Source organism: Simiduia curdlanivorans (genome assembly GCF_030409605.1).
Classification (GTDB): Bacteria; Pseudomonadota; Gammaproteobacteria; order Pseudomonadales; family Cellvibrionaceae; genus Simiduia; species Simiduia curdlanivorans.
The window spans coordinates 842,467-867,268 of the sequence record NZ_JAUFQG010000004.1; the positions used below are offsets into that span (position 1 = coordinate 842,467).

At 49.2% G+C, this 24,802-nt stretch carries 25 protein-coding genes; 7 read left to right on the forward strand and 18 right to left on the reverse strand.

Annotated elements, in window-relative coordinates:
- The first annotated feature begins 6 nt into the window (after positions 1–6).
- Together phoR and QWY82_RS03915 are read left to right on the forward strand one after the other, a co-directional pair.
- Positions 7–1,302, forward strand: a complete 1,296-nt coding sequence (gene phoR, locus QWY82_RS03910; RefSeq protein ID WP_290260104.1) for a phosphate regulon sensor histidine kinase PhoR — start codon at positions 7–9, stop codon at positions 1,300–1,302.
- A gap of 51 nt (positions 1,303–1,353) precedes the next feature.
- Positions 1,354–2,493, forward strand: coding sequence for a GNAT family N-acetyltransferase (locus QWY82_RS03915; protein WP_290260106.1), 1,140 nt, complete (start codon positions 1,354–1,356; stop codon positions 2,491–2,493).
- A gap of 345 nt (positions 2,494–2,838) precedes the next feature.
- Here the strand turns inward: QWY82_RS03915 and QWY82_RS03920 are convergent, their stop codons facing one another.
- The 11 genes from QWY82_RS03920 to QWY82_RS03970 form a co-directional block, all read right to left on the reverse strand.
- Entirely contained in the window at positions 2,839–3,444 is a 606-nt protein-coding gene (locus QWY82_RS03920) for a DUF938 domain-containing protein (RefSeq protein WP_290260107.1), read from the reverse strand.
- A 43-nt stretch (positions 3,445–3,487) separates the two neighbouring features.
- A complete protein-coding gene (locus QWY82_RS03925; protein ID WP_290260109.1) occupies positions 3,488–4,330 on the reverse strand; it encodes a response regulator in 843 nt (280 codons plus the stop codon).
- A 73-nt stretch (positions 4,331–4,403) separates the two neighbouring features.
- Entirely contained in the window at positions 4,404–4,748 is a 345-nt protein-coding gene (locus QWY82_RS03930; protein ID WP_290260111.1) for a hypothetical protein, read from the reverse strand.
- Between the two features lie 252 nt (positions 4,749–5,000).
- Positions 5,001–5,777 carry a peroxide stress protein YaaA gene (gene yaaA, locus QWY82_RS03935; RefSeq protein WP_290260113.1) on the reverse strand — a complete coding sequence of 259 codons (777 nt, stop codon included), beginning with the start codon at positions 5,775–5,777 and terminating at the stop codon, positions 5,001–5,003.
- A 15-nt stretch (positions 5,778–5,792) separates the two neighbouring features.
- Complete coding sequence (locus QWY82_RS03940; protein ID WP_290260114.1) at positions 5,793–6,269, reverse strand: DUF4265 domain-containing protein; 477 nt, start codon at positions 6,267–6,269, stop codon at positions 5,793–5,795.
- 183 nt (positions 6,270–6,452) lie between these two features.
- Positions 6,453–6,680: a hypothetical protein gene (locus QWY82_RS03945; RefSeq protein WP_290260116.1), complete on the reverse strand. Its 228-nt coding sequence runs from the start codon at positions 6,678–6,680 to the stop codon at positions 6,453–6,455.
- Positions 6,681–6,817: 137 nt separating this feature from the next.
- Entirely contained in the window at positions 6,818–7,540 is a 723-nt protein-coding gene (gene phoU, locus QWY82_RS03950; protein ID WP_290260118.1) for a phosphate signaling complex protein PhoU, read from the reverse strand.
- Between the two features lie 13 nt (positions 7,541–7,553).
- Positions 7,554–8,369, reverse strand: coding sequence for a phosphate ABC transporter ATP-binding protein PstB (pstB, locus tag QWY82_RS03955; protein ID WP_290260120.1), 816 nt, complete (start codon positions 8,367–8,369; stop codon positions 7,554–7,556).
- A gap of 52 nt (positions 8,370–8,421) precedes the next feature.
- Positions 8,422–9,705 carry a phosphate ABC transporter permease PstA gene (pstA, locus tag QWY82_RS03960; RefSeq protein WP_290260122.1) on the reverse strand — a complete coding sequence of 428 codons (1,284 nt, stop codon included), beginning with the start codon at positions 9,703–9,705 and terminating at the stop codon, positions 8,422–8,424.
- Positions 9,698–11,086 (reverse strand): phosphate ABC transporter permease subunit PstC, encoded by a 1,389-nt coding sequence (gene pstC, locus QWY82_RS03965; protein WP_290263432.1) that lies wholly within the window; start codon positions 11,084–11,086, stop codon positions 9,698–9,700. Before pstC ends, pstA begins: the two co-directional genes overlap by 8 nt.
- A 79-nt stretch (positions 11,087–11,165) precedes the next feature.
- The gene (locus QWY82_RS03970; protein WP_380736106.1) at positions 11,166–12,206 is read right to left on the reverse strand and encodes a PstS family phosphate ABC transporter substrate-binding protein; all 1,041 of its coding nucleotides are present in this window, start codon (positions 12,204–12,206) and stop codon (positions 11,166–11,168) included.
- A gap of 169 nt (positions 12,207–12,375) precedes the next feature.
- Between QWY82_RS03970 and QWY82_RS03975 the strand changes: the two genes are divergently transcribed.
- From QWY82_RS03975 to QWY82_RS03985, 3 genes are read left to right on the forward strand one after another with little or no spacing between them, the layout of a single operon-like run.
- Entirely contained in the window at positions 12,376–12,900 is a 525-nt protein-coding gene (locus QWY82_RS03975) for a TRAP transporter small permease subunit (protein WP_290260125.1), read from the forward strand.
- The gene (locus tag QWY82_RS03980; protein WP_290260126.1) at positions 12,897–14,261 is read left to right on the forward strand and encodes a TRAP transporter large permease; all 1,365 of its coding nucleotides are present in this window, start codon (positions 12,897–12,899) and stop codon (positions 14,259–14,261) included. Before QWY82_RS03975 ends, QWY82_RS03980 begins: the two co-directional genes overlap by 4 nt.
- A gap of 36 nt (positions 14,262–14,297) precedes the next feature.
- Positions 14,298–14,690 (forward strand): acyl-CoA thioesterase, encoded by a 393-nt coding sequence (locus QWY82_RS03985; protein ID WP_290260128.1) that lies wholly within the window; start codon positions 14,298–14,300, stop codon positions 14,688–14,690.
- A gap of 73 nt (positions 14,691–14,763) precedes the next feature.
- Here QWY82_RS03985 and QWY82_RS03990 read toward each other — a convergent pair whose 3' ends face one another.
- A complete protein-coding gene (locus QWY82_RS03990) occupies positions 14,764–15,888 on the reverse strand; it encodes a TRAP transporter substrate-binding protein (protein ID WP_290260130.1) in 1,125 nt (374 codons plus the stop codon).
- Positions 15,889–15,918: 30 nt separating this feature from the next.
- The gene (gene uvrD / locus QWY82_RS03995; RefSeq protein WP_290260132.1) at positions 15,919–18,096 is read right to left on the reverse strand and encodes a DNA helicase II; all 2,178 of its coding nucleotides are present in this window, start codon (positions 18,094–18,096) and stop codon (positions 15,919–15,921) included.
- A gap of 156 nt (positions 18,097–18,252) precedes the next feature.
- Here uvrD and hexR point away from each other — a divergent pair, with 156 nt between their 5' ends.
- A complete protein-coding gene (hexR, locus tag QWY82_RS04000) occupies positions 18,253–19,104 on the forward strand; it encodes a transcriptional regulator HexR (protein WP_290260133.1) in 852 nt (283 codons plus the stop codon).
- 62 nt (positions 19,105–19,166) lie between these two features.
- On the opposite strand, the gene QWY82_RS04005 is transcribed toward hexR, so the two are convergent.
- Positions 19,167–19,760 carry a PDDEXK family nuclease gene (locus tag QWY82_RS04005; RefSeq protein WP_290260135.1) on the reverse strand — a complete coding sequence of 198 codons (594 nt, stop codon included), beginning with the start codon at positions 19,758–19,760 and terminating at the stop codon, positions 19,167–19,169.
- Complete coding sequence (locus tag QWY82_RS19890) at positions 19,726–19,980, reverse strand: helix-turn-helix domain-containing protein (RefSeq protein WP_353958674.1); 255 nt, start codon at positions 19,978–19,980, stop codon at positions 19,726–19,728. Before QWY82_RS19890 ends, QWY82_RS04005 begins: the two co-directional genes overlap by 35 nt.
- 108 nt (positions 19,981–20,088) lie before the next feature.
- Here QWY82_RS19890 and QWY82_RS04010 point away from each other — a divergent pair, with 108 nt between their 5' ends.
- The gene (locus QWY82_RS04010) at positions 20,089–21,264 is read left to right on the forward strand and encodes a DNA methyltransferase (RefSeq protein WP_290260136.1); all 1,176 of its coding nucleotides are present in this window, start codon (positions 20,089–20,091) and stop codon (positions 21,262–21,264) included.
- A gap of 147 nt (positions 21,265–21,411) precedes the next feature.
- Here the strand turns inward: QWY82_RS04010 and QWY82_RS04015 are convergent, their stop codons facing one another.
- From QWY82_RS04015 to QWY82_RS04025, 3 genes are all read right to left on the reverse strand, one after another.
- Positions 21,412–21,831, reverse strand: a complete 420-nt coding sequence (locus tag QWY82_RS04015) for a hypothetical protein (protein WP_290260138.1) — start codon at positions 21,829–21,831, stop codon at positions 21,412–21,414.
- A gap of 349 nt (positions 21,832–22,180) precedes the next feature.
- On the reverse strand, positions 22,181–22,912 hold the full coding sequence (locus QWY82_RS04020; protein WP_290260140.1) for a substrate-binding periplasmic protein: 732 nt from the start codon (positions 22,910–22,912) through the stop codon (positions 22,181–22,183).
- 138 nt (positions 22,913–23,050) lie between these two features.
- Positions 23,051–24,751, reverse strand: coding sequence for a Na(+)/H(+) antiporter subunit D (locus QWY82_RS04025; RefSeq protein ID WP_290260142.1), 1,701 nt, complete (start codon positions 24,749–24,751; stop codon positions 23,051–23,053).
- Between the last annotated feature and the right edge of the window lie 51 nt (positions 24,752–24,802).

The following is a 24,802-nucleotide window of genomic DNA, read 5'->3' on the forward strand; positions in this document are numbered from 1 at the left end:
CGTTTCGTGTTAAGAGGATTTCATGCCGAGCTCAAGCGCGTCGCCCTGTTCACCACGCTGTGCATTGGTTTTGGCCTGGCCAATGGCTCCGTGCTGGTCACGCTGTTGCTGGGTTGTACCCTCTATATCTTTTGGATGCTTTGGCAAATACGGCAGCTGGATTTGTGGCTAAACCAGCGCAAAAAATCGCCGCCGCCGGAGGCCAGTGGGATTTGGTCTGATATTTTCGAAAGCATTTACCGGCTGCAAAAGCGCCAGGAAAAAGAGTCGGATCGCGTGAGGCAGGTGTTAAATCGCGTTCAGGAAACCACCGGCGCACTGCCCGATGCGGTGCTGTTACTCGACAGCCGGGGCAATATCGACTGGTGGAACCCAGCTGCCGAGCGCCTCTTTGCCTTTGAGAAAACCGACCAAGGCCAGCCACTGGTGAACTATGTGCGCAACCCCAAGTTTGTCGCCTACATGGAAAACCAAGACTACCGGCAGCCGCTCGATTTACCCGCCTCGCGCAATAAAGACCAGCGCCTGCAGTTCCAAGTCACCCGCTATGGCCAAAACGAACGGCTAGTGGTGGCGCGCGACATTACCTCGCTGCACAAGCTTGGGCAAATGCGCAAAGATTTCGTCGCCAATGTATCGCACGAACTGCGCACGCCACTGACGGTACTCAAAGGCTATTTAGAGACTCTCGCCGACGCCGACGATAAACCCGAGGCCTGGCAGAAACCACTCGCGCAAATGCAACAACAGTGTTCGCGCATGCACATGCTGGTGAACGACCTAATTGCGCTTTCGGTGCTCGAGACAGAGGTTAATCCCGAGCGGCATCAGCCGGTTGCGCTCTATCCACTGCTCAACCGGCTAATCGACGAAACCCATTCGGTGGCGAAGCAGCCGCGCAATCTGGTGTTAAACTGCGCTGACGATATCGCCATACTCGGGGTAGAAAAAGAACTTCAGAGTGCCTTCGGCAACCTCATTACCAACGCCATTAAATACACGCCTAACACCAGCACCATCACCGTCAATGCGCGCAAAGATCAATATGGCCTGCAGGTGGAAGTGGCCGACAACGGCCCGGGTATAGACGCTAAACATCTGCCGCGCTTGACCGAGCGCTTCTACCGAGTAGACGACAGCCGCAACAGTGCCACAGGCGGCACAGGCTTGGGTTTAGCCATCGTCAAACACGCCCTGTCCCGCCACGACGCGCGGCTCGACATCAGCAGCCAAGTAGCCAAGGGTTCGAGTTTTACCTGTCACTTCCCTAAACAGCGACTGCTACAGATTACACCTCAATAACTAGCGCGCGCGCCGCTACCCAAGTAGGCGAGCAAACCTTAGTATGGCGCCATGCTAAATATCGAACTCGTTGATACCATCGAAGCCATAGGTGCCAACACCTGGCAGAGTCTTTTGCGCAGTCGCTACCCCTTTGGCCGGTACGATTTTTTGCACGCCTTAGAGCAAGCCGGCTGCGTCGGTGCGGCGTCGGGCTGGCAGCCTCAATACTTGGTGGTTCGAAACCCGGCGCGACAGATCATTGCCTGTGCACCCTTGTATTTGAAACAACATTCGTGGGGTGAGTACGTTTTTGACTGGGCCTGGGCCGAGGCCTTTCAGCGCGCCGGTAGACCCTATTACCCCAAATTGGTCGCCGCCATTCCCTTTACCCCAGCCTGGGGCCCGCGCATGTTCGGCCAGCTAACCCCAGCGGAGTTGCTGCAAGTGCAGCAGTGGTTGGAGCAACATGTTGAGACAGAGCAATTGAGTAGCTTGCACTGGCTACTGCCAGAAGCCGCCGCGAGTGAGCAATTAAGCGCCCGGTGGGCGCAGCGGCAAACAGCCCAGTTTCACTGGTTTAACCGTAGTTTTAACGATTTTAACGAGTTTTTAGCTACATTTAACGCCAGAAAGCGAAAGTCGCTATTGCGCGAGCGGCGCAAGGTGATGGAGCAGGGTGTTCATTTGGTTCGCAAATCTGGCGCCGACATCAGCGCCGCCGACTGGCGCCTGTTCTATCAGTGCTATCACACCACCTACCTAAAGCGCTCAGGCCGGGCCGGATATCTCAATTTTGATTTTTTCCAGCGCCTTGGCGAGGTGATGGCGGAGCAAATGATGATGGTGATCGCCCAGCGCGGCGAGCAAACTATCGCCACAGCCCTGTGCTTTTTTGATGATGAGACCCTTTACGGTCGCTATTGGGGTTGTCTAGAGGAGGTTGAATGTTTGCACTTTGAGGCCTGTTACTACCAAGGCATAGAGTTCGCCATAGCGCGCGGCCTTAAGCGTTTTGACCCGGGCGCCCAAGGCGAGCACAAGATCCAGCGCGGCTTCGAACCCGTTGCTGTTTACTCCAACCACTACATCAAAGACACCGACGCCCGCGCCGCCATTAATCACTTCATCGCCGAAGAGCGCAACCAGACCCAAGCCTACCTCAAGGCCGCGCGCGACTTATTGCCTTATAAAAATACTGACAACGCTTAAGGTTCAGCTCCTACTTTCGAGTATCACTTTAGCCAAAGTTACACGCAGCCGGAATTATCTTAAGCTCCCACGCTGACGCCAGCTCACTTGGCGCACAAGTAATGTCCACCAGTAAAATTCAAAGAAGTAGCGCGCAGGGTCGGGCTCATGATCGATGTCGATATAGCAGCGTCTAGTAGCACTAGTCCGCACACCCACTTGTAGGCTTAGCGCCCAACTCACCCAGCCACACTCATCGAAAACCGCCAGTGCTCCCGGAACTTGCGGCTTGCGGCTTGCGGCTTGCGGCTTGCGGCTTGCGGCTCAAAGTTTTTCCTGTCTACCGTAAACTGTAAACTTCTGTCCCTAATTCTTCCGCCACACCAACAAGCGATTGTTCGCCGGCATCTCGTTATCTTCTAACGCCTTTAAATTCGCCAGCTGAGCTAGGTGTTGGATTTTTTCAAAATCGCGAATACCGCGCTCGGGGTCTTGCGCCTTTAACCACACATCGAAGCGCTCGTTACTTTCACTGGTATAGCTACCGCCGTAATTCATGGGCCCATAAAGCACAAATAAACCGCCAGAAGATAACTGCTCACCCACCTTTGCAAACATCTGCTCGACACAGGGCCAAGCCATAATATGCGCCGTATTGGCCGAGTAGATCGCGTCAATTGGTGGTAGTTCAGGCCAAGATTGGGTTACATCGAGCAAAAAGGGGCCGCGCAGATTGGGCAGATCGTACTCCGCCATCCACAGGCGAATGCCGGCGTGGTGCTCTTCTAGGTCGCTGGCAAGCCAGGTCAAATCCGGTAGCGACTTAGCGAAATGTATGGCGTGCTGACCGGTGCCACTGCCCACCTCTAATACCGTTTTAATACCATCAAACAGGCGCCGCAAATGTTGCAGAATAGGCGCTCTGTTGTTCTGGCAGGCTTGAGAAAAGGGTTTAAGGTCGATTGATTCCACAGACAACACCTAAATTATTGTTATTGAGTGCGTCGATACACGGCTACAGCTTAGCGATATATTTCGACAAGCTCTCAAATTTAGCAGGATCATCGTCCACAAAGCGAATAGTGATTTTAATCAGCCGCGTGTCCATGCGCGCCTCGGCCGCTTGTAGACTACTGATATAGCCATTTACCCGCGCCACAGCATTGCCATCAAGATCCGTGATATCTAGCACGGCAGACTCAAACAACTGTGGTAATTGATCGGTGCGCTGGATAATACCGTTTAACGCCTGCAGCGATAGCTCACGGATTAAGCAGTCCAGTTGCTGACCCGCTAAACGCAGCTGCGCCATGCCTTTTTTCGATTTCGCAGGGGCTTTAGCAGCCGCCTTTGGCTTGGCTTTCGGAGCCAAAGCCTCAGCGGCTGGCACTGAGACAGCTGCCGGCTTGCCAGTAAGAGCTTCGATAGAGCCAAATGCCACGCCTTGTGCGCCAGCCGCCGGCCGGCTAGTGGCGTCTATTCCCAGGCGTTTCAATTGTTTTGACACTTTGGTCATCAACTCGTCAGGGGTAAACGGCTTGACCAGATAATCGGATACGCCCGCTTGTACCGCCTTGACCACAAATTCCCGGTCGCCTCGGCTGGTAACCATCACAAAGGGGGTCTTAGCATGGGCTTCCGTGGCTCTAACCCACTGCAACAGTTCCTCGCCAGACATACCTGGCATTTCCCAATCCGACAAAATAATATCGACACTTTGCTTCTTAAGAATCGACACGGCTCGGTGGCCATCGGGCGCGTCGAACAGGGTAACCCCGGGCAGCAAGGTTCTAAGATTTTTCTTCACCATATCGCGAATAAAACTGGCGTCATCAACCACCAGAATGCGTGCAGACATTCCACAACCCCTACATAAGCGTTAACTTATAGCCTAGCAGGCAAGTGCGAAATGGGCTGGTTAGGATGGCATTTTATGCGTAGGCGGAAAGGGGCTGATCTACTAACAAGGCATTATTCAAACAACGGCCTAGCTGCTTGGTATCGGCCAACCAGGCTAATGGGACAGGGAAAAATTGGCTATCGACGTCCACGCCCGTGGGCTTGAGTGGGCGGATACCGGGCAAGAGCTCGGCGGCAACTTGGTGACCCAGTTGTAAATAGAGGGTGTTATTGACAATTAAACCGACCAGCTGGCCGTGATAACTGATGCTGACAGCGTTAAATCGATGACGGGTTTCGACCGTCGCGGTGCGGCTTCCGCCAGCCTTTTGCAATTGCTCGATGACATAGTCGACAAACGCTAGATCTTGCTGCATGGGTCACTCCAGTGGCTTTGCGGTGCCTTCTAAGGCGCTGCAAACATTAACAGGGGTGACTGCGTTTACCCTTTATTATGGTTGTTGGCTGTAGCAACTAAACACTCTATGCACTTTCGAAATAACAGAGATCTAGCTGAAGCCACTGAGGCAAATCCACCGTGCCGCTACATTACCAGTAAGCAAAAAACCTGCAAGACGGATTTGGACTAAAAAGCACGCCAAACTATTTCAAATAGACTATCAAATAGATTAGCTAGCCGTTTTACGTTTGAATACCCATTCAGTGTCACTAGAGCTGGCCGCATCAAATGCGTAACCATCGGTACTAAAAGTCTTTAAGCCATTAACGTCGGTTAATTGGTTTTCAATAACATAGGCTGCCATCAAACCGCGCGCCTTTTTAGCGAAAAAGCTAATAATTTTGTACTGCCCATTTTTATAATCTTTAAATACTGGGGTCACAATCGGCTTGTTCAGTTGGCCTTTTTTCACGGCGCGAAAATATTCCGCCGAAGCAAGATTAACCAATACATCGCTACGGCTAGCTTGTAATTGTGCGTTTAACGCCTGGGTGATTTTATCACCCCAAAATGCGTACAAGTCAGCGCCTACTGGATTGGTAAATTTCGTTCCCATCTCCAGGCGGTAGGCCTGCATTAAATCCAATGGGCGCAATAGCCCGTACAAGCCGGATAAAATGCGCAAATGTTTCTGCGCAAAGCTACGCGCCTTAGCGTCAAAATTTTCCGCTTGCAAACCGGTATACACATCGCCTTTAAAGGCCAGCATGGCAGGCTTGGCATTGCTTGAATCAAAGGGCTGTTGCCAGGCGTGAAAGCGATCAAAATTCAACGTGCCAATTTTATCGCTAACACTCATCAGTGCAGAAATATCGTGTGGCGATAACTTTTTCAACTCATCAATAAGTACTTGTGAATGCTCGAGGAAGCCGGGCTGCGTCGCTTTCGCCATTTTCCAAGGCGTTTCAAAGTCTAAGGTTTTTGCTGGCGAGATAACCAATAACATCAATAACTTCCCGTTTTATTCAGGCGCGAGTATAGATTGCCACCAATTCAACGGCGTTTTGCCGTCTTGGGGGTCGTAAACATTGCCGTACAGCCACATACACTCTTCGTCGAGGCAACCATTTAAAATATCTTCGATGACGGTAAAACCCAAACTCACGTGCACGCTGTAAACCAACATACGTGGGGTTTCGATATCCAGTTCACCGCCTAATTTTTCCAAGGCCGGGGTTAACTGCTCAGCTACGGCATGGATGTCATCGCGAGAAAATACGCGAATGCATAAATTGCCGCTGCGACGAACAATTTCAAACTCCTGCGTCTGCGCATCAAATTTAATATTATCGCCACTTGCCAGGCCCTTGACGAAAGCCGGCGACTTTACCAACTGTAAACTTTGGTCTTCATTGACCCGTACCTGAACTTTTTCCGCAACGGGCTGACCTTGCGGGTTAAGACCGGCAAAAATTTCGATCACTTGAAGAGCATTCATAACAAATCCTAGAGCAGAACGACGGGCGAATAGCGGGGGATTATAGGGCAAGCTTGGGTCTAACCCAATGGACTATCTAATCTAACAACCTCAGTCTTATCAAAGAGCCTCAACCTAATCAAAGGACCTCAGCCTAATCAGTGAGTATCAACCTAATCAAGCGGTATCGGTCAGTAAGCGACATCAGCGGGAGCGACAGACATAGGAGCCCAGCTCGCGCTTGCGGCGCTCGCACTCTCGGCGTAAATTTTCGCAGGCGGTGGCTTTACCGGGCGCCGTGGGTTTCTTTTCCAGACAATAGTCATAGCGCTCAGACAGCTCGAAGTCCGACATTCGCTCAATCCGCGAGGGTTCACAGGCGACAAGTAATAGGGCCGTAGCGAGTAGAATAAGATGGGGAGCAGGGGTCACGGGTCAATCCGAACTGAAAAGAATGCCCCATTATACGTAGTTAGGCGACGTCCGCTAGATTAGCGAGCAGACGCACTTTGGCACATTTGTTCTAGTCGTTAACGCCAAAACCGCCAAACAGCGGCTTGGCGCGAGACTTACGGCTTTTTACTGTGCAATTTAGCTTCGGCTTCATCCAAACTGATGTGGCGAATATCCAGCCCGCGCACCAAATAGATAACATGTTCGCAAATATTGCGCACATGATCGCCAATTCGCTCCAGCGCGCGCAGCGCCCACAAAACGTTCATCACCCGAGAAATCTCGCGCGGGTCTTCCATCATGTAGGTAACCAGCTCGCGCATGGCAGTTTTATATTCGCGGTCCACAAGCTTATCGGCTTCAACCACTTTCAGCGCTGCATCGGCGTCAAAGCGGGCAAAGGCATCCAAGCCCTGGTTCATCATGGCCGCCACGCTCGCGCCGATATGACGAAGCTCGCTGGCGCCGCGGCTGTTAGTGCCGGCGCCCGATAACTCAATCGCCATCTTGGCCACTTTTTGCGCTTCGTCACCAATGCGCTCGAGATCGCGGATAGCCTTAATAACGGCTAACACTAAACGCAAATCCGAGGCTGCAGGTTGGCGCCTGGCTAGCACTAAGGTAGCCTGCTCATCGAGTTCAAGTTCGAACTCATCCACTTTGTCTTCGTTAACAATTACTTTCTCGGCTAAGGCCGTGTCTCCGCTTTCGATGGCGGCAACGGCATCTGACACCTGCTGTTCCACCAAGCCACCCATCTCTAACATTTGGGTGCGCAATGCTTCTAATTCAGCATTAAATTGACGAGAAATATGACGATCGAGATTTAATTTATCCACAGCTACTGCTCCATCAGCCGAAGCGGCCGGTTATATAAGCTTCTGTTAAGGCGTGATCTGGGTTGGTGAAAACTTTTTCCGTTTCATTCACTTCAATCAGCTTACCCAAATGGAAATAAGCTGTGCGATGTGACACCCGCGCCGCTTGTTGCATCGAGTGAGTGACGATGGCGATGGTGAAGTTTTCACTCAACTCCGCGATCAGCTCCTCAACTTTAGCCGTCGCAATGGGATCGAGCGCTGAACAGGGCTCATCCATTAAAATCACCTCGGGGCTAACGGCAATGGTGCGCGCAATACACAAGCGCTGCTGTTGGCCACCGGAAAGGCCCGTGCCAGGACCATGTAACCTATCCTTCACTTCATTCCACAAGCCCGCTTTGCGCAGTGAGGTTTCAACAATTTCGTCGAGTTCGGTGCGTCGTGTCGCAAGGCCATGCACTTTGGGGCCATAGGCAACGTTATCGTAAATGCTTTTTGGAAAGGGGTTGGGCTTTTGAAACACCATGCCCACGCGCGCGCGCAACGGCACTACATCCAAGCTTGGATCGTAGATATCTTGCGATTCCAACATCAGCTTACCCTGCACTCGACAAATATCGATGGTGTCGTTCATGCGATTAAGGCAGCGTAAAAATGTCGATTTACCGCAGCCGGAAGGGCCTATCATCGCGATCACTTGGTTGCGGCCGATATCGAGATCGACACCAAATATCGCTTGCTTGTCGCCGTAGAAAACATCGACTCCACGCATAGACATTTTTGGATCATTTAAAAGCGGCTTTCCTACAGTGGTTTCATACTCGGCATTTTGTTCTGCAATATTCATTGTTTCACTCTTAACTACATGGGTCATGAGAAAGATTACATATCGCGCTGAATTACCAGCGGCGTTCAAGTTTACGGCGCAACAATACCGCCAGAGTGTTCATTAGAAATAAGAAGCCTAACAACACCATAATAGCGGCTGAGGTCTTTTCAACAAAGGCGCGCTCTGGGCTATCGGCCCACAGATAAATTTGCACTGGTAGCGCGGTCGATGCATCCATAATGCCGCCCGGTACATCGACAACAAATGCCACCATGCCGATCATCAACAGCGGTGCAGTTTCACCTAGCGCCTGCGCCATGCCAATGATGGTACCGGTTAACATACCCGGCATGGCGAGCGGCAATACGTGGTGCAAGACCACCTGCATTTTCGAGGCGCCAAGGCCAAGCGCCGCTTCGCGAATCGACGGCGGCACCGCTTTAATAGCCGCCCGGCTGGAAATGATAATCGTGGGCAGGGTCATTAAGGTTAAAACTAAACCACCCACCAACGGGATGGAGCGCGGCATCTCGAAAAAATTGATGAAAATCGCCAAACCCAACAAGCCAAAAATAATGGAGGGCACCGCCGCCAAATTGTTGATATTTACCTCAATTAAATCGGTCCAGCGATTCTTCGGTGCATATTCCTCTAAGTAGATGGCCGCTGAAACGCCTATCGGAAACGACAAAAGCAGCGTGACTAACACGGTAAAAAATGAACCGGCGGCCGCGCCTAAAATACCTGCCATTTCGGGCTCGCGCGAATCACCGCTGGTAAAAAAAGTGGTGTTAAAGGAAGTGCGCAAAGCCTGCTTTTCTATTAGCCCATTTAACCAAGCTAGCTGTTGCTCACTCAGGCGCCCGGTGAAGGCTTCTGAACCGTCGTCGCTACGGCTTTTGAACCAGGTGTCTACGTCATCGTCGGCTAACAACCAAAACCCTTGCGTGCTGTTAATCAGCTCTGGGTTGGCTTTCAGCGTGTCTCGCAAACTGTAGCTGGCGCCGCTACTAATTAGTGCGGTCGCGGCTCGCTTCTCTCGACGATCAGTAATATTTAGCTCTTGATATAACGAGCGCTTTATTTGACCGTCGAAATCGGCCATTAGATAAACGTCTTTCGCTGCCAAGTCGGTAAGACCTAGGTCTTGCGCATTCAGATCTACAGACAAATAAATTTCCGTGGACAGAAAGCCTTTATAGCCCTTGCCAATAATATCGGTAAATAGAACCACCAGACAGGTTAAACCAAACAGCACAGACGCTATGCCGTACCAGCGGAAACGTTTTTCGGAGCGATAGCGCTTGGCTAGGTTCCGATTAACAATATCGATGGTTGATTCACTTTTACTCATATTGTTCTCGGTATTTTTTCACAACGTGGAGCGCAACAAAATTTAACGCTAAAGTTGTTACAAAGAGCATCAATCCCAGTGCGAATGCCGCTAGGGTTTTTGGACTATCAAATTCTTGGTCACCCACAAGCAGAGTAACAATTTGCACTGTGACTGTGGTGACGGATTCGAGTGGGTTAGCGGTAAGTTTTGCCGCCAATCCCGCCGCCATGACCACAATCATGGTTTCGCCAATGGCGCGCGACACAGCTAGCAGAATACCGCCCACCACGCCGGGCAATGCCGCTGGTAGGACTACTTTTTTTATGGTTTCAGAGTGGGTGGCACCCAGCGCCAGAGAGCCATCTCTAAGCGATTGCGGCACGGCGGTAATAACGTCGTCAGCAAGGGAGGAAATAAAGGGAATGATCATGACCCCCATCACCAAACCAGCGGCTAGCGCGCTTTCACTCGAGGCCGAAAAGCCCAAACTAAAACCGGCATCGCGTACCATCGGCGCAACGGTAAGGGCGGCGAAAAAACCGTACACCACAGTTGGAATACCGGCCAGAATTTCCAGCATGGGTTTAACCACCAATCGGACGCTTTTGTTTGCGTATTCGGCTAAATAGATCGCAGCCATTAAGCCAACCGGAACGGCAACCACCATAGCAATTAAAGAGATCAACATGGTACCGGCAAACAGCGGCACGGAACCGAAGGCGCCAGAGCTTCCAACTTGATCTTCTCGCATCGCCATTTGTGGACTCCACTGAGTGCCAAACAAGAATTCTACGGGCGAGATAGATTTAAAAAATTGCAGCGATTCAAACAGCACGCTTAATACGATGCCAATGGTAGTAAAGATGGCTAGACACGAGCACAGCAACAGGGCGAAACTGAATGCCGCCTCTACTTTTTGGCGCGCGCGCAGGCTTGGCGAAACGCGACTCCAGCCAAACAATAGGCCCAGAATGGCAATACTTAACAAGGTTCCTGTTAAAGCCAACTGGTTAATTCTTAAAATGCTTTTTAAGCTTTCCGCCGCACTTAACATTTCTGCAGACTGGCCATCAGCGCTTAAGTGGCCTTGAGAAAGGTTGGTGATGGTATTAAGTAAAAGCCCGACATCTGAGCCTGAGAGATTTTGTTGTGTATCTGATAAGCGGTCTATCACTAGCCACTGAATAATTTGGCCATCGAGCAGTTGCCATAAGCCCAACACGATTAAGCACGGCAGCGCGCACCAAAGTGCCGTCAACATCCCATAATAAAATGGCAGTGATGCGAGGCGGCTGGTTCCACCAATAGCCTGCGATTGCAGTACCGACCGACCACGGCCCAAGACAAAGGCAAAGGCAAACAGGGCTAAAAGTATTGTCGCTAAGGTTAGAGGCTGCATAAATTTCATTGTTCTCTATAAAACAATCGTCAGGTACCGCTTAGTACCTGACGATTGGGTCGATCATTAGTAACAGCTGTTACAGGGTTTTCAAGCTTTTTACATCTGCAGCCATTTTGGTGCGCTTGTCTTTAGACATAGGGATCATGCCTTTTTCAGTCAAGTAACCATCATCACCCCAGGCTTTTTCGCTGGTGAATTCAGCTAAGTACTCAGCCATACCAGGTACTACGCCGATGTGCGCCTTCTTCACGTAGAAGTACAAAGGACGCGAAATTGGGTAAGAGCCGTCGGCAATGGTATCAAAGGTAGGTTCTTTACCATCCACTTGAGCGGCCTTCACTTTATCGCTGTTTTGGTCGAGGAAGCTAAAACCAAAGATACCCAAGGCATTGGGGTTGGCATTTAACTTTTGCACGATCAGGTTATCGTTTTCGCCCGCTTCGATGTATGAACCATCTTCGCGAATATCATGACAGATGCTCTTGTACTTGTCTTTGTCGGCTTTTTCTAAAGCTTTCACCCAAACAAATGTCTGACAACCACCTTCCATTGCCATCTCCAAGAACGCATCGCGCGTACCAGACGTTGGTGGTGGGCCAAGTACTTCGATTTTATTCGCTGGTAACGCCGCGTTAACATCTTTCCAAGTTTTGTAGGGGTTGGGAATCAGTGCTTCACCGCCCTTAGGGTTGGGTACTGATTTAGCCAGCGCCAAAAACAAATCTTTGCGGGTAACGCTGAATGCAGGCGCGGCTTTGGCGTTTGCAATGACGATACCATCGTAGCCAATCAATACTTCAACAACATCCTTAACGTTGTTTTCAGCACACATGGCCAGCTCTGAATCTTTGATGGCGCGCGAGGCGTTAGTCATATCGGGGAATTGCACACCGACACCGCTGCAGAATAACTTGAAGCCACCGCCGGTACCGGTAGATTCAACTTTTGGCGCCTTGAAGTTAGTGGAGCGGCCAAAGCGCTCGGCAACGGTGGTTGAGAAAGGGTATACGGTAGATGAACCAACGATGCTGATATGGTCGCGAGCAGCGGCTTGCGAGGTCATGGCAACGCCCATGGCGGTAGCGAGTAGGGCTGCTGTAGTAATAAGTTTGTTCACGGAATTCTCCAAATGGGACGTGGGTTTTGTGACGTCCGCTACTTTATGTAGCTTAGGTGACAATTATATGAAAGCGAGATGACAGTATTGTGACAAGTCGATGGCAAGTAGCTGGGGCCCCGTGTTATGTATAATGCCAGCCAAAAAACCCTCAATAAGAAACAATAAGATGGACTTTGCGACCCTTATCCAAACCCAGCGCCGCCTCTGCGCAATAACCAGTGCGCTCGGGCGAGCCGTAGCCTGGCTAACCCTGCTAATGGTGCTGCTGACCAGCTGCGTGGTGCTTTTACGCTACGGCTTCAATATTGGCAGCGTCGCATTACAGGAAAGTGTCACCTACTTGCATGGCATCGTGTTTCTGTTAGCCCTCGCCTATACCGCCGATACCGATCAGCACGTGCGTGTAGACATCTTCTACCGCCGCTTTAGCCCACGCACCCAAGCCTGGGTTAACTGTTTAGGCAGTTTGGTTTTCCTCCTGCCCTTCGCGGTTTACCTGCTTTGGGTAACTTGGCCATTCTTTGTCAACGCTTGGCACATTCGGGAGACCTCGGCCGAAGCGGCTGGCTTGCCCTTTGTTTATCTATTGAAGGGTCTACTGCCACTCGCGGCCGCCAGTTTGGTGTTGCAAGCCATCGGCCAGGTGCTCGGCCAATTAGGACATTTAGTAACGGGGGAGTTCGAATCATGATCGAATACCTGCCGTTATTTCTCTTTGCCGCGGTCTGTTTAGCCTTGATGCTAGGCTACCCAGTCGCCTTTACGCTGGCGGGTGTGGCACTCATATTTGCCGGACTGGGCATTTTATTGGGGCATTTTGAGCCCAACCTTTTATTGGCGCTACCGGACCGGCTCTACGGCACCCTAACCAACGTCACGCTCATTGCCGTGCCACTGTTCGTCTTTATGGGCGTCATGTTGGAGCGCTCTCGCCTCGCTGAGGACCTGCTTAACAATATGGCCCGCGCTTTCGGCCGGCTTCCGGGTGGCTTGGGTATTTCGGTTATTTTGGTGGGCACCTTGCTTGCCGCATCCACCGGTATCGTGGGTGCCACGGTGGTCACCATGGGGTTAATGTCCCTGCCCGCCATGCTCAAACGCGGCTATTCGCCCGAACTTGCCACCGGCACCATTTGTGCGACCGGAACACTTGGCCAGATTATTCCGCCCTCTATCGCTTTGGTGTTGCTGGGAGATGTCCTCAGCGGTGCTTACCAGCAGTCCCAACTGGCGCAGAGCATCTACAATTCCGAGCCGATCTCCGTGGGCGATCTGTTCATAGGTGCACTGGTACCCGGGTTATTACTGGTAGTTATGTACCTCGCCTACTTGATTTTTACCGCCTGGCGAGCGCCCAATTTAGCCCCCGCCGGCGATGATGAAAAACCGGAGTGGGGTGCTTTTTTATCGAGTTTAATCCCACCTATCTTATTGATTTTATTGGTATTAGGCTCAATATTAAGCGGTGCTGCTACGCCTACAGAGGCGGCCGGCGTAGGCGCGCTAGGCGCGCTAGTGCTAGCACTCTTTAAAGGCAAACTCAGCAAAGCCGTGCTTACCGATGTGGTGCAATCCAGCACCCGCATTACCGCCATGGTTTTTGCCATTCTCATTGGTGCCTCGCTTTTTTCCTTGGTGTTCAGGGGCTTAGGTGGTGAAACCTTGGTGCACCAGCTGTTCGACGGCCTGCCTGGCGGGGTTTTCACAGCCACACTCTTAGTGATGCTAGTGATTTTCCTGCTTGGCTTCATTCTCGACTTTATCGAGATCACCTTTGTGGTTGTGCCCATCATCGCGCCGGTGTTGTTCACCATGGGCGTAGACCCCTTATGGCTCGGCATCATGATCGCCATTAACTTACAAACCAGCTTTCTAACCCCACCTTTTGGCTTCGCCCTATTCTACCTGCGGGGTGTAGCGCCAGATTCTGTCTCCACCGGGCAGATTTACCGTGGCGTGGTACCTTATATTGTGATCCAATTGTCGCTCCTTACGCTCCTAGCAATGAAACCGGAGATAGTAAGCTGGCTACCGGACCTGCTCCGCAACTAGCCAAAGCGCTGATGTATCTATAACGAGAAATAAATAATGCAAAACGAAGACGAGAGCCCCACACCTAACGGCCAGCTAATGCTGCAAGCACTCACCCTACCGGCCGATACCAACCCCAGCGGCGATATCTACGGCGGCTGGCTAATGACCAAGATGGATCTAGCCGGCTCCGTTTCAGCCCAAGCCATAGCGGGCGGCAGAGTAACCACCGTGGCGGCCGGTTCTATGGTGTTTTTGCGGCCCGTGCCCGTTGGTGCCTGTGTAGGCTTTTATGTAGATGTTGAAGAAGTGGGGCGCTCCTCCATTCGCACACTGGTGGAAGCTTGGATACTCGACCCACGCGGTGGCGAGGCACAAAAAATTACCGAAGGTGAATTTGTCTTTGTCGCCATCGATGGCAACGGTAGAACCCGCCCCATTCAAAAATAAGGTTAGCTATCTAGCCTTGCTAATACGATATAAGACCTAACGGAGAGGCCAGCACCGGCCTCTAACATCGAATCTACCGGCTTTGGTAGTAAGCCTCTTCTGAAATTTTATGATACTGCTGGGCTTGGTTTAAAAAGCTTTCATAGTCAGCGTAAACTTTGGCAAAGAATGGATCTTTACCCGACTGCTCGGCGTACATTTGCACAGAAATCGCTTTCAACTTCTGCAACACGTCATCGGGTAAACGCCGAAGTTGCACGCCATGTTTATTCACCAATTCATTCATTGCGCGATTATTGCGCGCGGTATATTCATCGAGCATATCTTGATTAACGGCGCGGGCGGTCACCTCTACCAATTTTTGTAAGTCCTCTGGCAAAGATTCCAGCGCCGTTTTATTAATCAACAGCTCAAGCGTAGGGCCCGGCTCGTGCCAACCCGGGTAATAATAATATTTTGCCACCTGATGAAAACCGAAGGCGAGATCGTTATAGGGGCCAACCCATTCGGTGGCATCTATCACCCCGGTTTGCAAAGATGTATACAGCTCGTTCCCGGGAATGTTCACCGCCACGCCCCCGGCGCGAGTGAACACTTCACCGCCTAAACCGGGAATGCGCATTTTTAAGCCTTGAATATCGGCCAGCGAATTGATTTCCTTGTTAAACCAACCGGCCATCTGCACACCAGTGTTACCGCCGGCAAAGGGCACGATATTAAACGGCGCATAAGCCTCGCGCCAAAGCGCGCCGCCATTGCCATAGTGCAACCAACCATTCATCTCCTGCGCGTTCATACCGAAGGGCACAGAGGTAAAAAATGGCGCCGCCGGAATTTTTCCCTTCCAATAATAAGCCGCGCCATGACCCAGCTCGACGCTGCCGCTCGATACCGCATCAAACACACCGAGGGCGGGCACCAATTCATTGGCACCGTAAACGGTTACCTCCATGCGACCCTTGCTGGCCTCGTTAATCCACTTGGCAAAATTTTCTCCCGCCATACCAAGGCCTGGAAAGTTTTTCGGCCAAGTAGTCACCATACGCCAATGGTATTTCTGTTGATTTTTTAGCTCGCCCTGTTCAAAACTCAATTGCGCCGCCGGCTGAGTAAAAACCAAGGCGTAAAATAAACCGACCACCAAGGCGACGAGTACAATAATCACCAGGGGCACTAATGTTTTTTTGCTGCTATCCATAGTCAGATTTTCTGTAGTAAATTTATTATTCTAAACGGCTTCTAGTTTTGCCAACCGCAATACCAACCACTTCGAGCCTTCATCGCGAAAATTAACTTGCACGCGAGCGTTTGCACCCTGGCCTTCAAACTGGGTGATCATACCCTCGCCAAAGACTGGGTGGCTCACGGTTTGTCCCAAGTTAAAGCCAGTTTCTTGCACCACCTCTTGCTGATTATCCCAACGCGAGGGCGCCGCGCGCTGGAAAGACACTGGCCGGCTAAAACTGGCTTTAACTCTAACTTCTTCTAACAAGTTGCTAGGTATTTCCTTAACGAAACGGGAGAGGGCATTGTAGGTTTCGCTGCCGTACATACGCCGCGATTCTGCATAAGTTAAGTACAACTTTTCCATCGCCCGGGTAATGCCCACATACGCTAAACGACGCTCTTCTTCCAACCGGCCCGGCTCCTCCATAGACATTTTATGGGGGAATAGATTTTCTTCCATGCCGGCTAAGAACACCAAGGGGAACTCTAAACCTTTGGCCGAGTGCAAGGTCATAAGTTGCACGGCGTCTTCGAATTCATCCGCCTGCTGATCGCCAGCATCCAATGCAGCGCCATCTAAGAACTCGGCAAGATCGCTGATATTTTCATCCTCTCCCACGAAGCTGCCGCAGGCGTTAATCAGCTCCTGCAAGTTTTCCACCCGCGCCTGACCTTTTTCGCCTTTCTCGTTTTTATGAAATTCGAGTAGGCCTGAATCTTTAATCACCTTATCGACCATTGGCCCCAAGGTTAGCTCGCTAGTGTCTTGTTTTAACTGCAGCACCAACTGCTGAAAGGCTTCCACCGCGCCTCGCGCCCGCGCCGCCAAGATTTTTTCCTGCACCATTTTATTGGCGGCGCTCCAAAGAGAACTGCCTTCGGCGCGGGCAAACTGGCGAATGGTATCCACCGATTTTTCGCCAATACCGCGCGTCGGGGTATTCACCACGCGCTCGAAGGCGGGGTCGTCGTGCGGGTTATTAATAAGACGTAAATAGGCCAAGGCATTTTTAATTTCCAAGCGCTCATAGAAGCGCTGGCCACCATAGATGCGGTAAGGCACTTGTTCGCGTAACAGCGCCTCTTCTAACACCCGCGATTGGGCATTCGAGCGATACAAAATCGCCACTTGATCTAAACGCGCATTGGGCTGGGTGTGCCACTGCTCAATGCGCTCGACGATAAAACGCGCCTCGTCTTGCTCGTTATAGGCGGCATAGAGTGCGATCAGCTCGCCCTCGTCGCCATCGGTCCAAAGCTCCTTACCTAAGCGGCCTTGGTTGTTGTCAATCACCGCATTGGCGGCTTTCAAAATAGTGGCGGTGGAGCGGTAGTTTTGCTCGAGCCGTATAATTTTGGAGCCCAAAAAATCGTCGCTGAAGCGCTGAATATTTTCTATCCGCGCGCCGCGCCAGCCGTAAATCGATTGATCGTCGTCGCCCACCGCCGTCACAAAGGCAGTTTTACCGGCCAAGACTCGAAGCCAGGCATATTGCACGGCATTAGTATCTTGAAATTCGTCCACTAAAATGAACGGAAAGCGCTGTTGATAATGGCGCAACAAGGCCGCGTTATCGCGCAACAACTCCAACGCGCGCAACAATAATTCGCCAAAGTCCACCAAGCCGCTGCGGTTACAGGCCGCTTCATAACCACGATATATAGCCAGGTGGGTGCGGGTGTAAACATCGCCCGTATCGTCCACATGGGCGGCGCGCCGGCCCTCATCCTTTTGCCCGTTAATCCACCATTGGGCTTGTCGCGCCGGCCACTGTTTCTCATCCAACTGCAGCTCAGCGCAGACGCGCTTAATCATGCGCAATTGATCGTCGCTATCGAGAATCTGGAAGTTTTGCGGCAGCTTGGCGTCTTGCCAATGCATCTTTAATAGCCGATGAGCAAGCCCATGAAAGGTACCCACCCACATTGCGCGCGGGTTCAACCCGAGCAGCTCTTCCAGCCGCGCACGCATTTCGCGCGCCGCCTTATTGGTAAAGGTCACCGCCATAATCGATACCGGCGACACCCGTTCGACTTCAATCAGCCAGGCAATGCGGTGCACTAACACGCGGGTTTTACCGCTGCCGGCACCAGCCAATATTTGCTGGTTGCAAGGCTCGGCGCTCACAGCTTCGCGCTGTGCGTCGTTAAGTTGGTCGAGTAAGCGTGAGACGTCCATGCACCATCTTTTAGCTGTATGTAGGAAAACTACAAAAACATAGCGTTTTTACTACATATTTGAATAAAATAACGATCTAAACCGAGCACAAACGGATGGCTCTGGGAAGATCGACGCAAATACCGGTTTTTAACTGTACTTTATAGGGAGAAGGCCTTGAAACCCGCGCTAATGACGCAAAGAATCAGCGACGCCATTTTAACGATGCGCAAATCAGAACGCAAAGTCGCCGAATTCGTATTGACCAACCCCGCCGACATCATACACATGCGCATTGTCGACTTGGCAAAAAAAGCCGAGGTGAGCGAACCTACGGTGGTACGCTTCTGCCGCGCCATCGGCTGCGAGGGCTTTCAAGACTTCAAACTCAATCTGGCCCAACAGCTAGCCTCCAGCCCCAGCTTCGGCCAAATAGCCGTCACCGATGAAGATTCCGTCGCCGATTACAGCCACAAGGTGTTTGACTCCACCGTCGACACGCTATTAAAAGTGCGAGACTCGCTCAACCCAGAGGTGATGGATCGCGCCGTCAGCGCACTGTGCAAAGCCAACCGCGTGGAGTTCTTCGGTTTCGGCGCCAGCGGTGCGGTAGCGGCCGACGCCCAACACAAATTTTTCCGCCTACAACTCGCCACCGCTGCCTACTCAGATCACCACATCCAACACATGAGCGCCATGAGCATGCAACCTGGCGATGTCGTGGTCGCCATTTCACAATCGGGCCGCACGGAAGCGTTAATCAATGCTATTGAAGTAGTCAGAAGTGTCGGCGGTATCGTCATCGCCATAGCACCCTCCAGTTCCCCGGTCATTCAAAAGGCCAGCATCGCCATTGAAGTAGATGTTGAAGAGGACATTGAAATCTACACGCCCCTGTCATCGCGCATCGCGCATTTAGTGGTGATTGATGTATTGGCCATTGGCGTGGCGCAGCATAAAGGGCCGAAGCTGCACGATCATTTGTTTCGATTGAAGCAGGGGTTGCGGAAGTTGCGAGTGCAGGGATAGGAATATCTTTTTTAAATTAGTCAAAAATGACCAACTAACAGCGGCCATTTTTGATCCATATATTATTTACTAAATTTCGCCATTCCATCAGTTCCCTTAGGGATGAGCGGCACAGAAGAATCTAAATTATCGTGCTCAATTTCGTAAACAGCCAGATAACCTTGCAATAAATTGAGATTTTTATACATGGTGAAATAGGGACTCAACTCCTGAAAATTACCTACTCTATCCGTTAGATAGGTATAAAAAGGCCTCGACGGCAAAACAAGAACCCCTCCAACCAGTTTGTTTTCCAACATCCCGCACGCCATTTTATTTAAGGCTCTATGTGAGGATGATATATTTCCAGTCTCCCATTCCAAAGCTAAGAACTGGCTGTTTCCTATCGGTTTAACAGCATCTAATGGTCCCGGCTTGGCGTCAGTTAATATTTGCAACCGCTCTTCGAGCTTCCACCCATTTAACTCAAGATGTTGCATACAAGCATCTTTAATTATTTTGACGCCATTTCCCTTTGGCACAGGATTTATTGTAAAATTATTTCTCCCAAGGGGCCAAACGACTTTGCTTATAGCCTCATCAATTTGAGCTAGGTATTTTTCCTTTGCAGGGAAACTACCTTTATTTATTAACACTTCTCGACGAATTATTTTCATTAAAACACTCCATTGTTTGCTTAACTAATTCCTGCGGCGAGATATCTAACGATGTCGATAACGACACGATGGATGAGAGTGAAGGCTGTCTCTGCCCTCGCTCTAAAAGAGAGATAAACGTTCTATCTAACCCAGAATTCAAGGCTAAAAACTCTTGGCTAATTGCCATTTCCGACCTGGCTCGCTTAAGGACTAAACCGAAGGCCTCCTCTAATTTCATATCACCACCTCGATCGCGATTCTCAGCTTTTCGAAGACAATGGTCGACGGACTATAGTCTACAGCGTTGATTTAATGTTATTATTTACGACTTAAAGTGGGGGGACGCATGGGCTATTCAAACCAATTTTTCAGCGCTATTGGGATTAATACTAAGAAGGACTTGGCTTTCTTTTCTAAGAAGTCTTTCATACCCATAGAAAGACTAAAGTACTACAACGATTTTAATCTTGTCCCGTCTGGTCAGGATTTAACTAAAATCGTCTCCATATTAAATATCACAAATATTGAATTAAAAATAAGAATGGGTAGGTTAGACGCCGAGATTGCTCATCTATTACAAAATAATATAGATCAACTCTCTGATATTTTAGATAAGTCAAAAACACCACTGCAGAAGGAAAGTAGAAAACTACAGGCTAAATTTAAAACTCGTTTAGGGAAACTGTATCAAGCAGATTGTTTAGATTTCCTACAAACTATTGAAAGTGATTCCATTGACCTGGTTTTTGCCGATCCCCCGTTTAACCTGAACAAGCTTTATCCGTCTAAAATTGACGATCAAATTAAAGCTGAAAAATATATTCAATGGTCGGAGCAGTGGCTATATGAGTGCATCCGAGTACTTGCTCCTGGTGGTGCACTGTTTATCTGGAATCTGCCAAAATGGAATACAATTCTGTCCAATTATATTGGCAACTACTTAAATTTCCGAAATTGGATAGGTGTTGATATAAAATACAGCCTACCAATACAAGGTAGGCTTTACCCATCACATTACTCCCTGCTTTATTTTGTTAAAGGTGATAAACCTAAAGTTTTTCATCCAGACAGGCTTCCTATGCAAACTTGTCCTAAGTGCGTCTCTGAACTCAAAAACTACGGCGGGTATAAAAACAAAATGAATCCAAATGGAATTAGCCTTACTGATGTTTGGTTAGATATCCCGCCTGTACGACATGCAAAGCATAAACGTAGAATTGGCTCAAACGAACTATCGTTAAAGTTGCTAGATCGAATCATTGAAATGGCCAGTGATGAAGGCGATCTAATTCTTGACCCTTTTGGAGGTTCTGGGACAACTTATATGGCGGCCGAATTAAAGAAGCGTCGATGGATTGGATGCGAAGTTGGGCCTGTAGGCGACATTATTGATCGATTTTCATTGAAAGATGAAGAGCGAGAGTTATTAAAGCGCTATAGAGGCGGTATTAATTCTCTTTTCCCAATTGACGTAAGGAAAAAAAGAGAAACTTTTGGTTTATGGACATGTGAAACTCTTTGACTCTTTGCAATAGCTTTAGTTGACACCTGCCCTTAGATAATACTACGTTTATTAGCGTTAGCCTCATTGTACAAACTACTAAGTTTTTTACCTGTTCAAGGTGAAATTAACGACCTTCTATTGGAAAGGCTTCTTTCGTTTTTCTTACTAATTTAAACGAAACTTCTCAATTCGTTGACCACCTTCCGATCCCGGCACCAATTCCAAGATCATCAATAGATTGGCGGGTTGTTTGGTTAGCACTTTTTCGACCTTGCCATTGGAGTAAGTCCATACATCCGGTGAAAGAGCGTTGTCTGGCACATACTCTTCTAGCACAAACCCTGCCCCATCGGGACTTATTCGCAATATTCCAACGCTACCAATTAAGCCTTCTGTATATAGAACGCCAATTTTTTGTGTCGATTTAACGTCGCCGAGCCCTTTTGAATTCCACGCTCTAAAATAGATTTTTGATTCGACATCAATACTCAATTGTGGATTGAATTCTTGGGTTTTATTTTCTGCACAAGCCATCAAGGGTAGAAATGAAAAAATGATAGCAAATATTTTTGGCGTGATATTCATATTTCCTACCCACACTTTACTTTTGACATGGTTAAAGGGTCGGCGTGAATTAGCTTTTTGTTACGACCCAACAGACCTAGGCTTTTCCAAATCACTCGCAGCTACCACTGTAATTCGGAGGATTGGCCTTTAAGGATTTTACAAGCGCCAAGGATGGCGCGCGAGCGACTCTGTGCAGGACAGCACTGATGGAGCGGTAAAATCCTTGAAGGCCAAGCCCTATTGCTAAATATAGGTACAAACGTCGGGATCAGGCCTTACATTTGACATTTATGGTCAGCCCCACATAAACAATACCTAAATATGCTTTTTCTTACCCTACTCTGAGAAAGCACCCATTGATTAACATTCAATCAGAAACTTTCTCAAGTATTTCTTTGAACTTCTCAGATTCAGAAAAACTCGCCATGTTACGCCGATATTTATTCATAAATTCTGGCGATACGTTTTTACAAAGTAAGGCATCTTCATGAATGACAATCGGATGTTCTTTGGCGTAGGTGAAGGGAGTTAGGTTTCTATTATTGAAGTAAAGTAGGGCATCTGGAGTGTAAGCTGCTACTGCGTCAACTCTATTAAGTTCCAGCATCTTAAATAGGCTATCAAAGTCTGATACCTGCACCGTCGCGATTTTCAATGCCTTAGTGCGTTTAATAAAACTCTTACCAAAAGACATGCCCGCTTGCAGCGCAATGGTCTTACCCGCTAGTGCTTCTATATCTTTGATCGGCATTTTATCTTTTTGTGAAAAGATATAGGCAACCGCTGAGTTGTACGCAGGCAACTGTATTGCGCCAAGCGTTTCGGCGTAGTCGTAGAATTCTGGATTGTCGTTCATGGGGCTAAGGCAGCAAGCGGAACACTGTTCAAATATGCGTAGCGCCCGTTTAGGCGGTGCAACTTGAATTTTATAGTCAAACTCTGAAGGCAAGACCTCGGCTAACACCCTATCATATTTTCCCTTTTTATCGGTCTGGTGTAAGCCTTCTATATCATAGGCAACGATATGTATTACAGACTCTGCGTAGCTGAAATAGGATGCGAAGAGGAGTAAAGTCAAAACCAACTTACCTTTTTTCATTCGTACCTTGAAAAATAATGAATCAGAAAAATGTAACTGGTTTTTTGGATTAGTGCTAAGAACAAGTAAATTTTAGTGCGGGTATTCTAATTTGGCTAGCTAAAAGCACGGAGCATGTATTCATACTCCGTGCTTCTCCTAATGATAGAAGCTCAAAAACAAATAAGTCGCTAGGATCACCGCCACCCATAACACCATACTTCCGGCTGGGTAGCTCTGAGACAGCAGGCCACTAAATCGACTATTTCTCACCGATAGGTAGGCTAAGAAAATATCAATTTTTGCGAGGAAAAAGCTTCGCAACATTTGGTCTACTTTCCAAATTACACCAAACATTCTTTGTAACATTTTCGGGAAAAATCGACGGTAGAACCAATCAACATCTAAATTCGTTGAGCGAAGCTCTGGCGGATAGAGACCCTTAAGATTAAGCCAAACAAATGCTAGCGCTGAGAAAAACAGCAGCTGTGTTTGTGCCAACACGTGGGTAGCATCATAAGGGTTATAACCCGTGTCATAAGGCAGCAACGAGTACAATGCTGCTGGATAAACACCAATCCCAATACACAATGTTGCTGCAATCGTCATAGCCACCACCATATTCAACGGCGGATCACTTGCACGCAAACCTGAGTCATGGGCGAAGAATGCAAAGTATGGAATTTTAATACCAGCATGGTGAAATACACCAGCAGAGGCAAACAACAACATTAGCCATATCCAGCCGTAGCCATTTTCCATTGCTGCCGTCATAACCATAGATTTGCTAACAAAACCGCTAAACAGCGGGAAGGCCGAAATAGAGGCAGCACCAACAATACACAGAATGGTAGTTTTTGGCATGGTTTTATAAAGGCCGCCAAGATCGGAGCCGTTTATTCGGCCCGTCATGTGCAACACGGCACCCATAGACATAAACAACAAGCCTTTAAAAATCACATCGTTAAAGGCGTGAGAAACCGCACCATTGATAGCCAGCGCGGTTCCGATACCCACACCGACAACCATAAACCCAACTTGGTTTATCAGGCTGTAAGCCAAAACTCTTCGCAGATCATTTTCAATAACGGCAAAGAAAATTGGGAAACACGCCATAGCGGCGCCAATATAGACCAGTAGCTCCGTGCCAGGGTAGCCTCGTGCTAATGCGTAAACGGCAACCTTAGTTGTAAAAGCGCTTAGAAATACTGTGCCAGTTACGGTGGCTTCCGGATAGGCATCGGTAAGCCAATTATGTGCAAAAGGAAATGCGCATTTAATTCCAAAAGCAATAAATATCAGCCAACCCGCGATGCCTTCCAAACCAATAAAGTCAAAACCAATGGTTTGATTTTCGTGCATGTAGAACAAGGCACCAGCGAGCAACAACACGCCCGAAAGCACCTGAACAATTAGGTAACGTATACCAGCCTGATAGGATCGCTCTGTTCGGCGGGCCCAGACTAGAAATACGGAAGTGAAAGCTAGCAGCTCCCAGAATACAAACAGTGTTAATAAGTCGCCAGCAAATACCGCTCCTATGCCGCTGCCTGCGTACAGCATTCCGGCCACTTGCTGAACTTTATCTTTAACATGTAAGGAATAGATAATGGCGATAAATGCCGCTATGTGAAATACATAGCCGAACATTATGCTCAATTTATCTGCTCGGTAAGGTATTAACTGGTACTGGAGAAAGCTGGTTTGTAGGTGCACACCTTCGGGCACCATCCAAAGATGTATCGCACTCAATACCGGAATTAAAACCAATATAGTGCCACGCACTTTCCCCTGGGTTACTAGGGCTAATAAAGCTCCAATATAGAAAGGAACAAACGGCGGAATTTCAAGCATCCACATAACATACTCCCATGAACGAGTGAGTCGATATGTAGCGATTGCACATTAGTA

What these genes read in the sequence shown, in the direction of transcription:
- QWY82_RS03915 (WP_290260106.1), top strand. Translation starts at nt 1,354, where the DNA reads ATGCTAAATATCGAACTCGTTGATACCATCGAAGCCATAGGTGCCAAC.
- QWY82_RS03925 (WP_290260109.1), bottom strand. Translation starts at nt 4,330, where the DNA reads ATGTCTGCACGCATTCTGGTGGTTGATGACGCCAGTTTTATTCGCGAT.
- QWY82_RS03930 (WP_290260111.1), bottom strand. Translation starts at nt 4,748, where the DNA reads ATGCAGCAAGATCTAGCGTTTGTCGACTATGTCATCGAGCAATTGCAA.
- yaaA (WP_290260113.1), bottom strand. Translation starts at nt 5,777, where the DNA reads ATGTTATTGGTTATCTCGCCAGCAAAAACCTTAGACTTTGAAACGCCT.
- QWY82_RS03940 (WP_290260114.1), bottom strand. Translation starts at nt 6,269, where the DNA reads ATGAATGCTCTTCAAGTGATCGAAATTTTTGCCGGTCTTAACCCGCAA.
- pstB (WP_290260120.1), bottom strand. Translation starts at nt 8,369, where the DNA reads ATGAATATTGCAGAACAAAATGCCGAGTATGAAACCACTGTAGGAAAG.
- pstA (WP_290260122.1), bottom strand. Translation starts at nt 9,705, where the DNA reads ATGAGTAAAAGTGAATCAACCATCGATATTGTTAATCGGAACCTAGCC.
- pstC (WP_290263432.1), bottom strand. Translation starts at nt 11,086, where the DNA reads ATGCAGCCTCTAACCTTAGCGACAATACTTTTAGCCCTGTTTGCCTTT.
- QWY82_RS03975 (WP_290260125.1), top strand. Translation starts at nt 12,376, where the DNA reads ATGGACTTTGCGACCCTTATCCAAACCCAGCGCCGCCTCTGCGCAATA.
- QWY82_RS03980 (WP_290260126.1), top strand. Translation starts at nt 12,897, where the DNA reads ATGATCGAATACCTGCCGTTATTTCTCTTTGCCGCGGTCTGTTTAGCC.
- QWY82_RS03985 (WP_290260128.1), top strand. Translation starts at nt 14,298, where the DNA reads ATGCAAAACGAAGACGAGAGCCCCACACCTAACGGCCAGCTAATGCTG.
- QWY82_RS03990 (WP_290260130.1), bottom strand. Translation starts at nt 15,888, where the DNA reads ATGGATAGCAGCAAAAAAACATTAGTGCCCCTGGTGATTATTGTACTC.
- uvrD (WP_290260132.1), bottom strand. Translation starts at nt 18,096, where the DNA reads ATGGACGTCTCACGCTTACTCGACCAACTTAACGACGCACAGCGCGAA.
- QWY82_RS04005 (WP_290260135.1), bottom strand. Translation starts at nt 19,760, where the DNA reads ATGAAAATAATTCGTCGAGAAGTGTTAATAAATAAAGGTAGTTTCCCT.
- QWY82_RS19890 (WP_353958674.1), bottom strand. Translation starts at nt 19,980, where the DNA reads ATGAAATTAGAGGAGGCCTTCGGTTTAGTCCTTAAGCGAGCCAGGTCG.
- QWY82_RS04010 (WP_290260136.1), top strand. Translation starts at nt 20,089, where the DNA reads ATGGGCTATTCAAACCAATTTTTCAGCGCTATTGGGATTAATACTAAG.
- QWY82_RS04015 (WP_290260138.1), bottom strand. Translation starts at nt 21,831, where the DNA reads ATGAATATCACGCCAAAAATATTTGCTATCATTTTTTCATTTCTACCC.
- QWY82_RS04020 (WP_290260140.1), bottom strand. Translation starts at nt 22,912, where the DNA reads ATGAAAAAAGGTAAGTTGGTTTTGACTTTACTCCTCTTCGCATCCTAT.
- QWY82_RS04025 (WP_290260142.1), bottom strand. Translation starts at nt 24,751, where the DNA reads ATGTGGATGCTTGAAATTCCGCCGTTTGTTCCTTTCTATATTGGAGCT.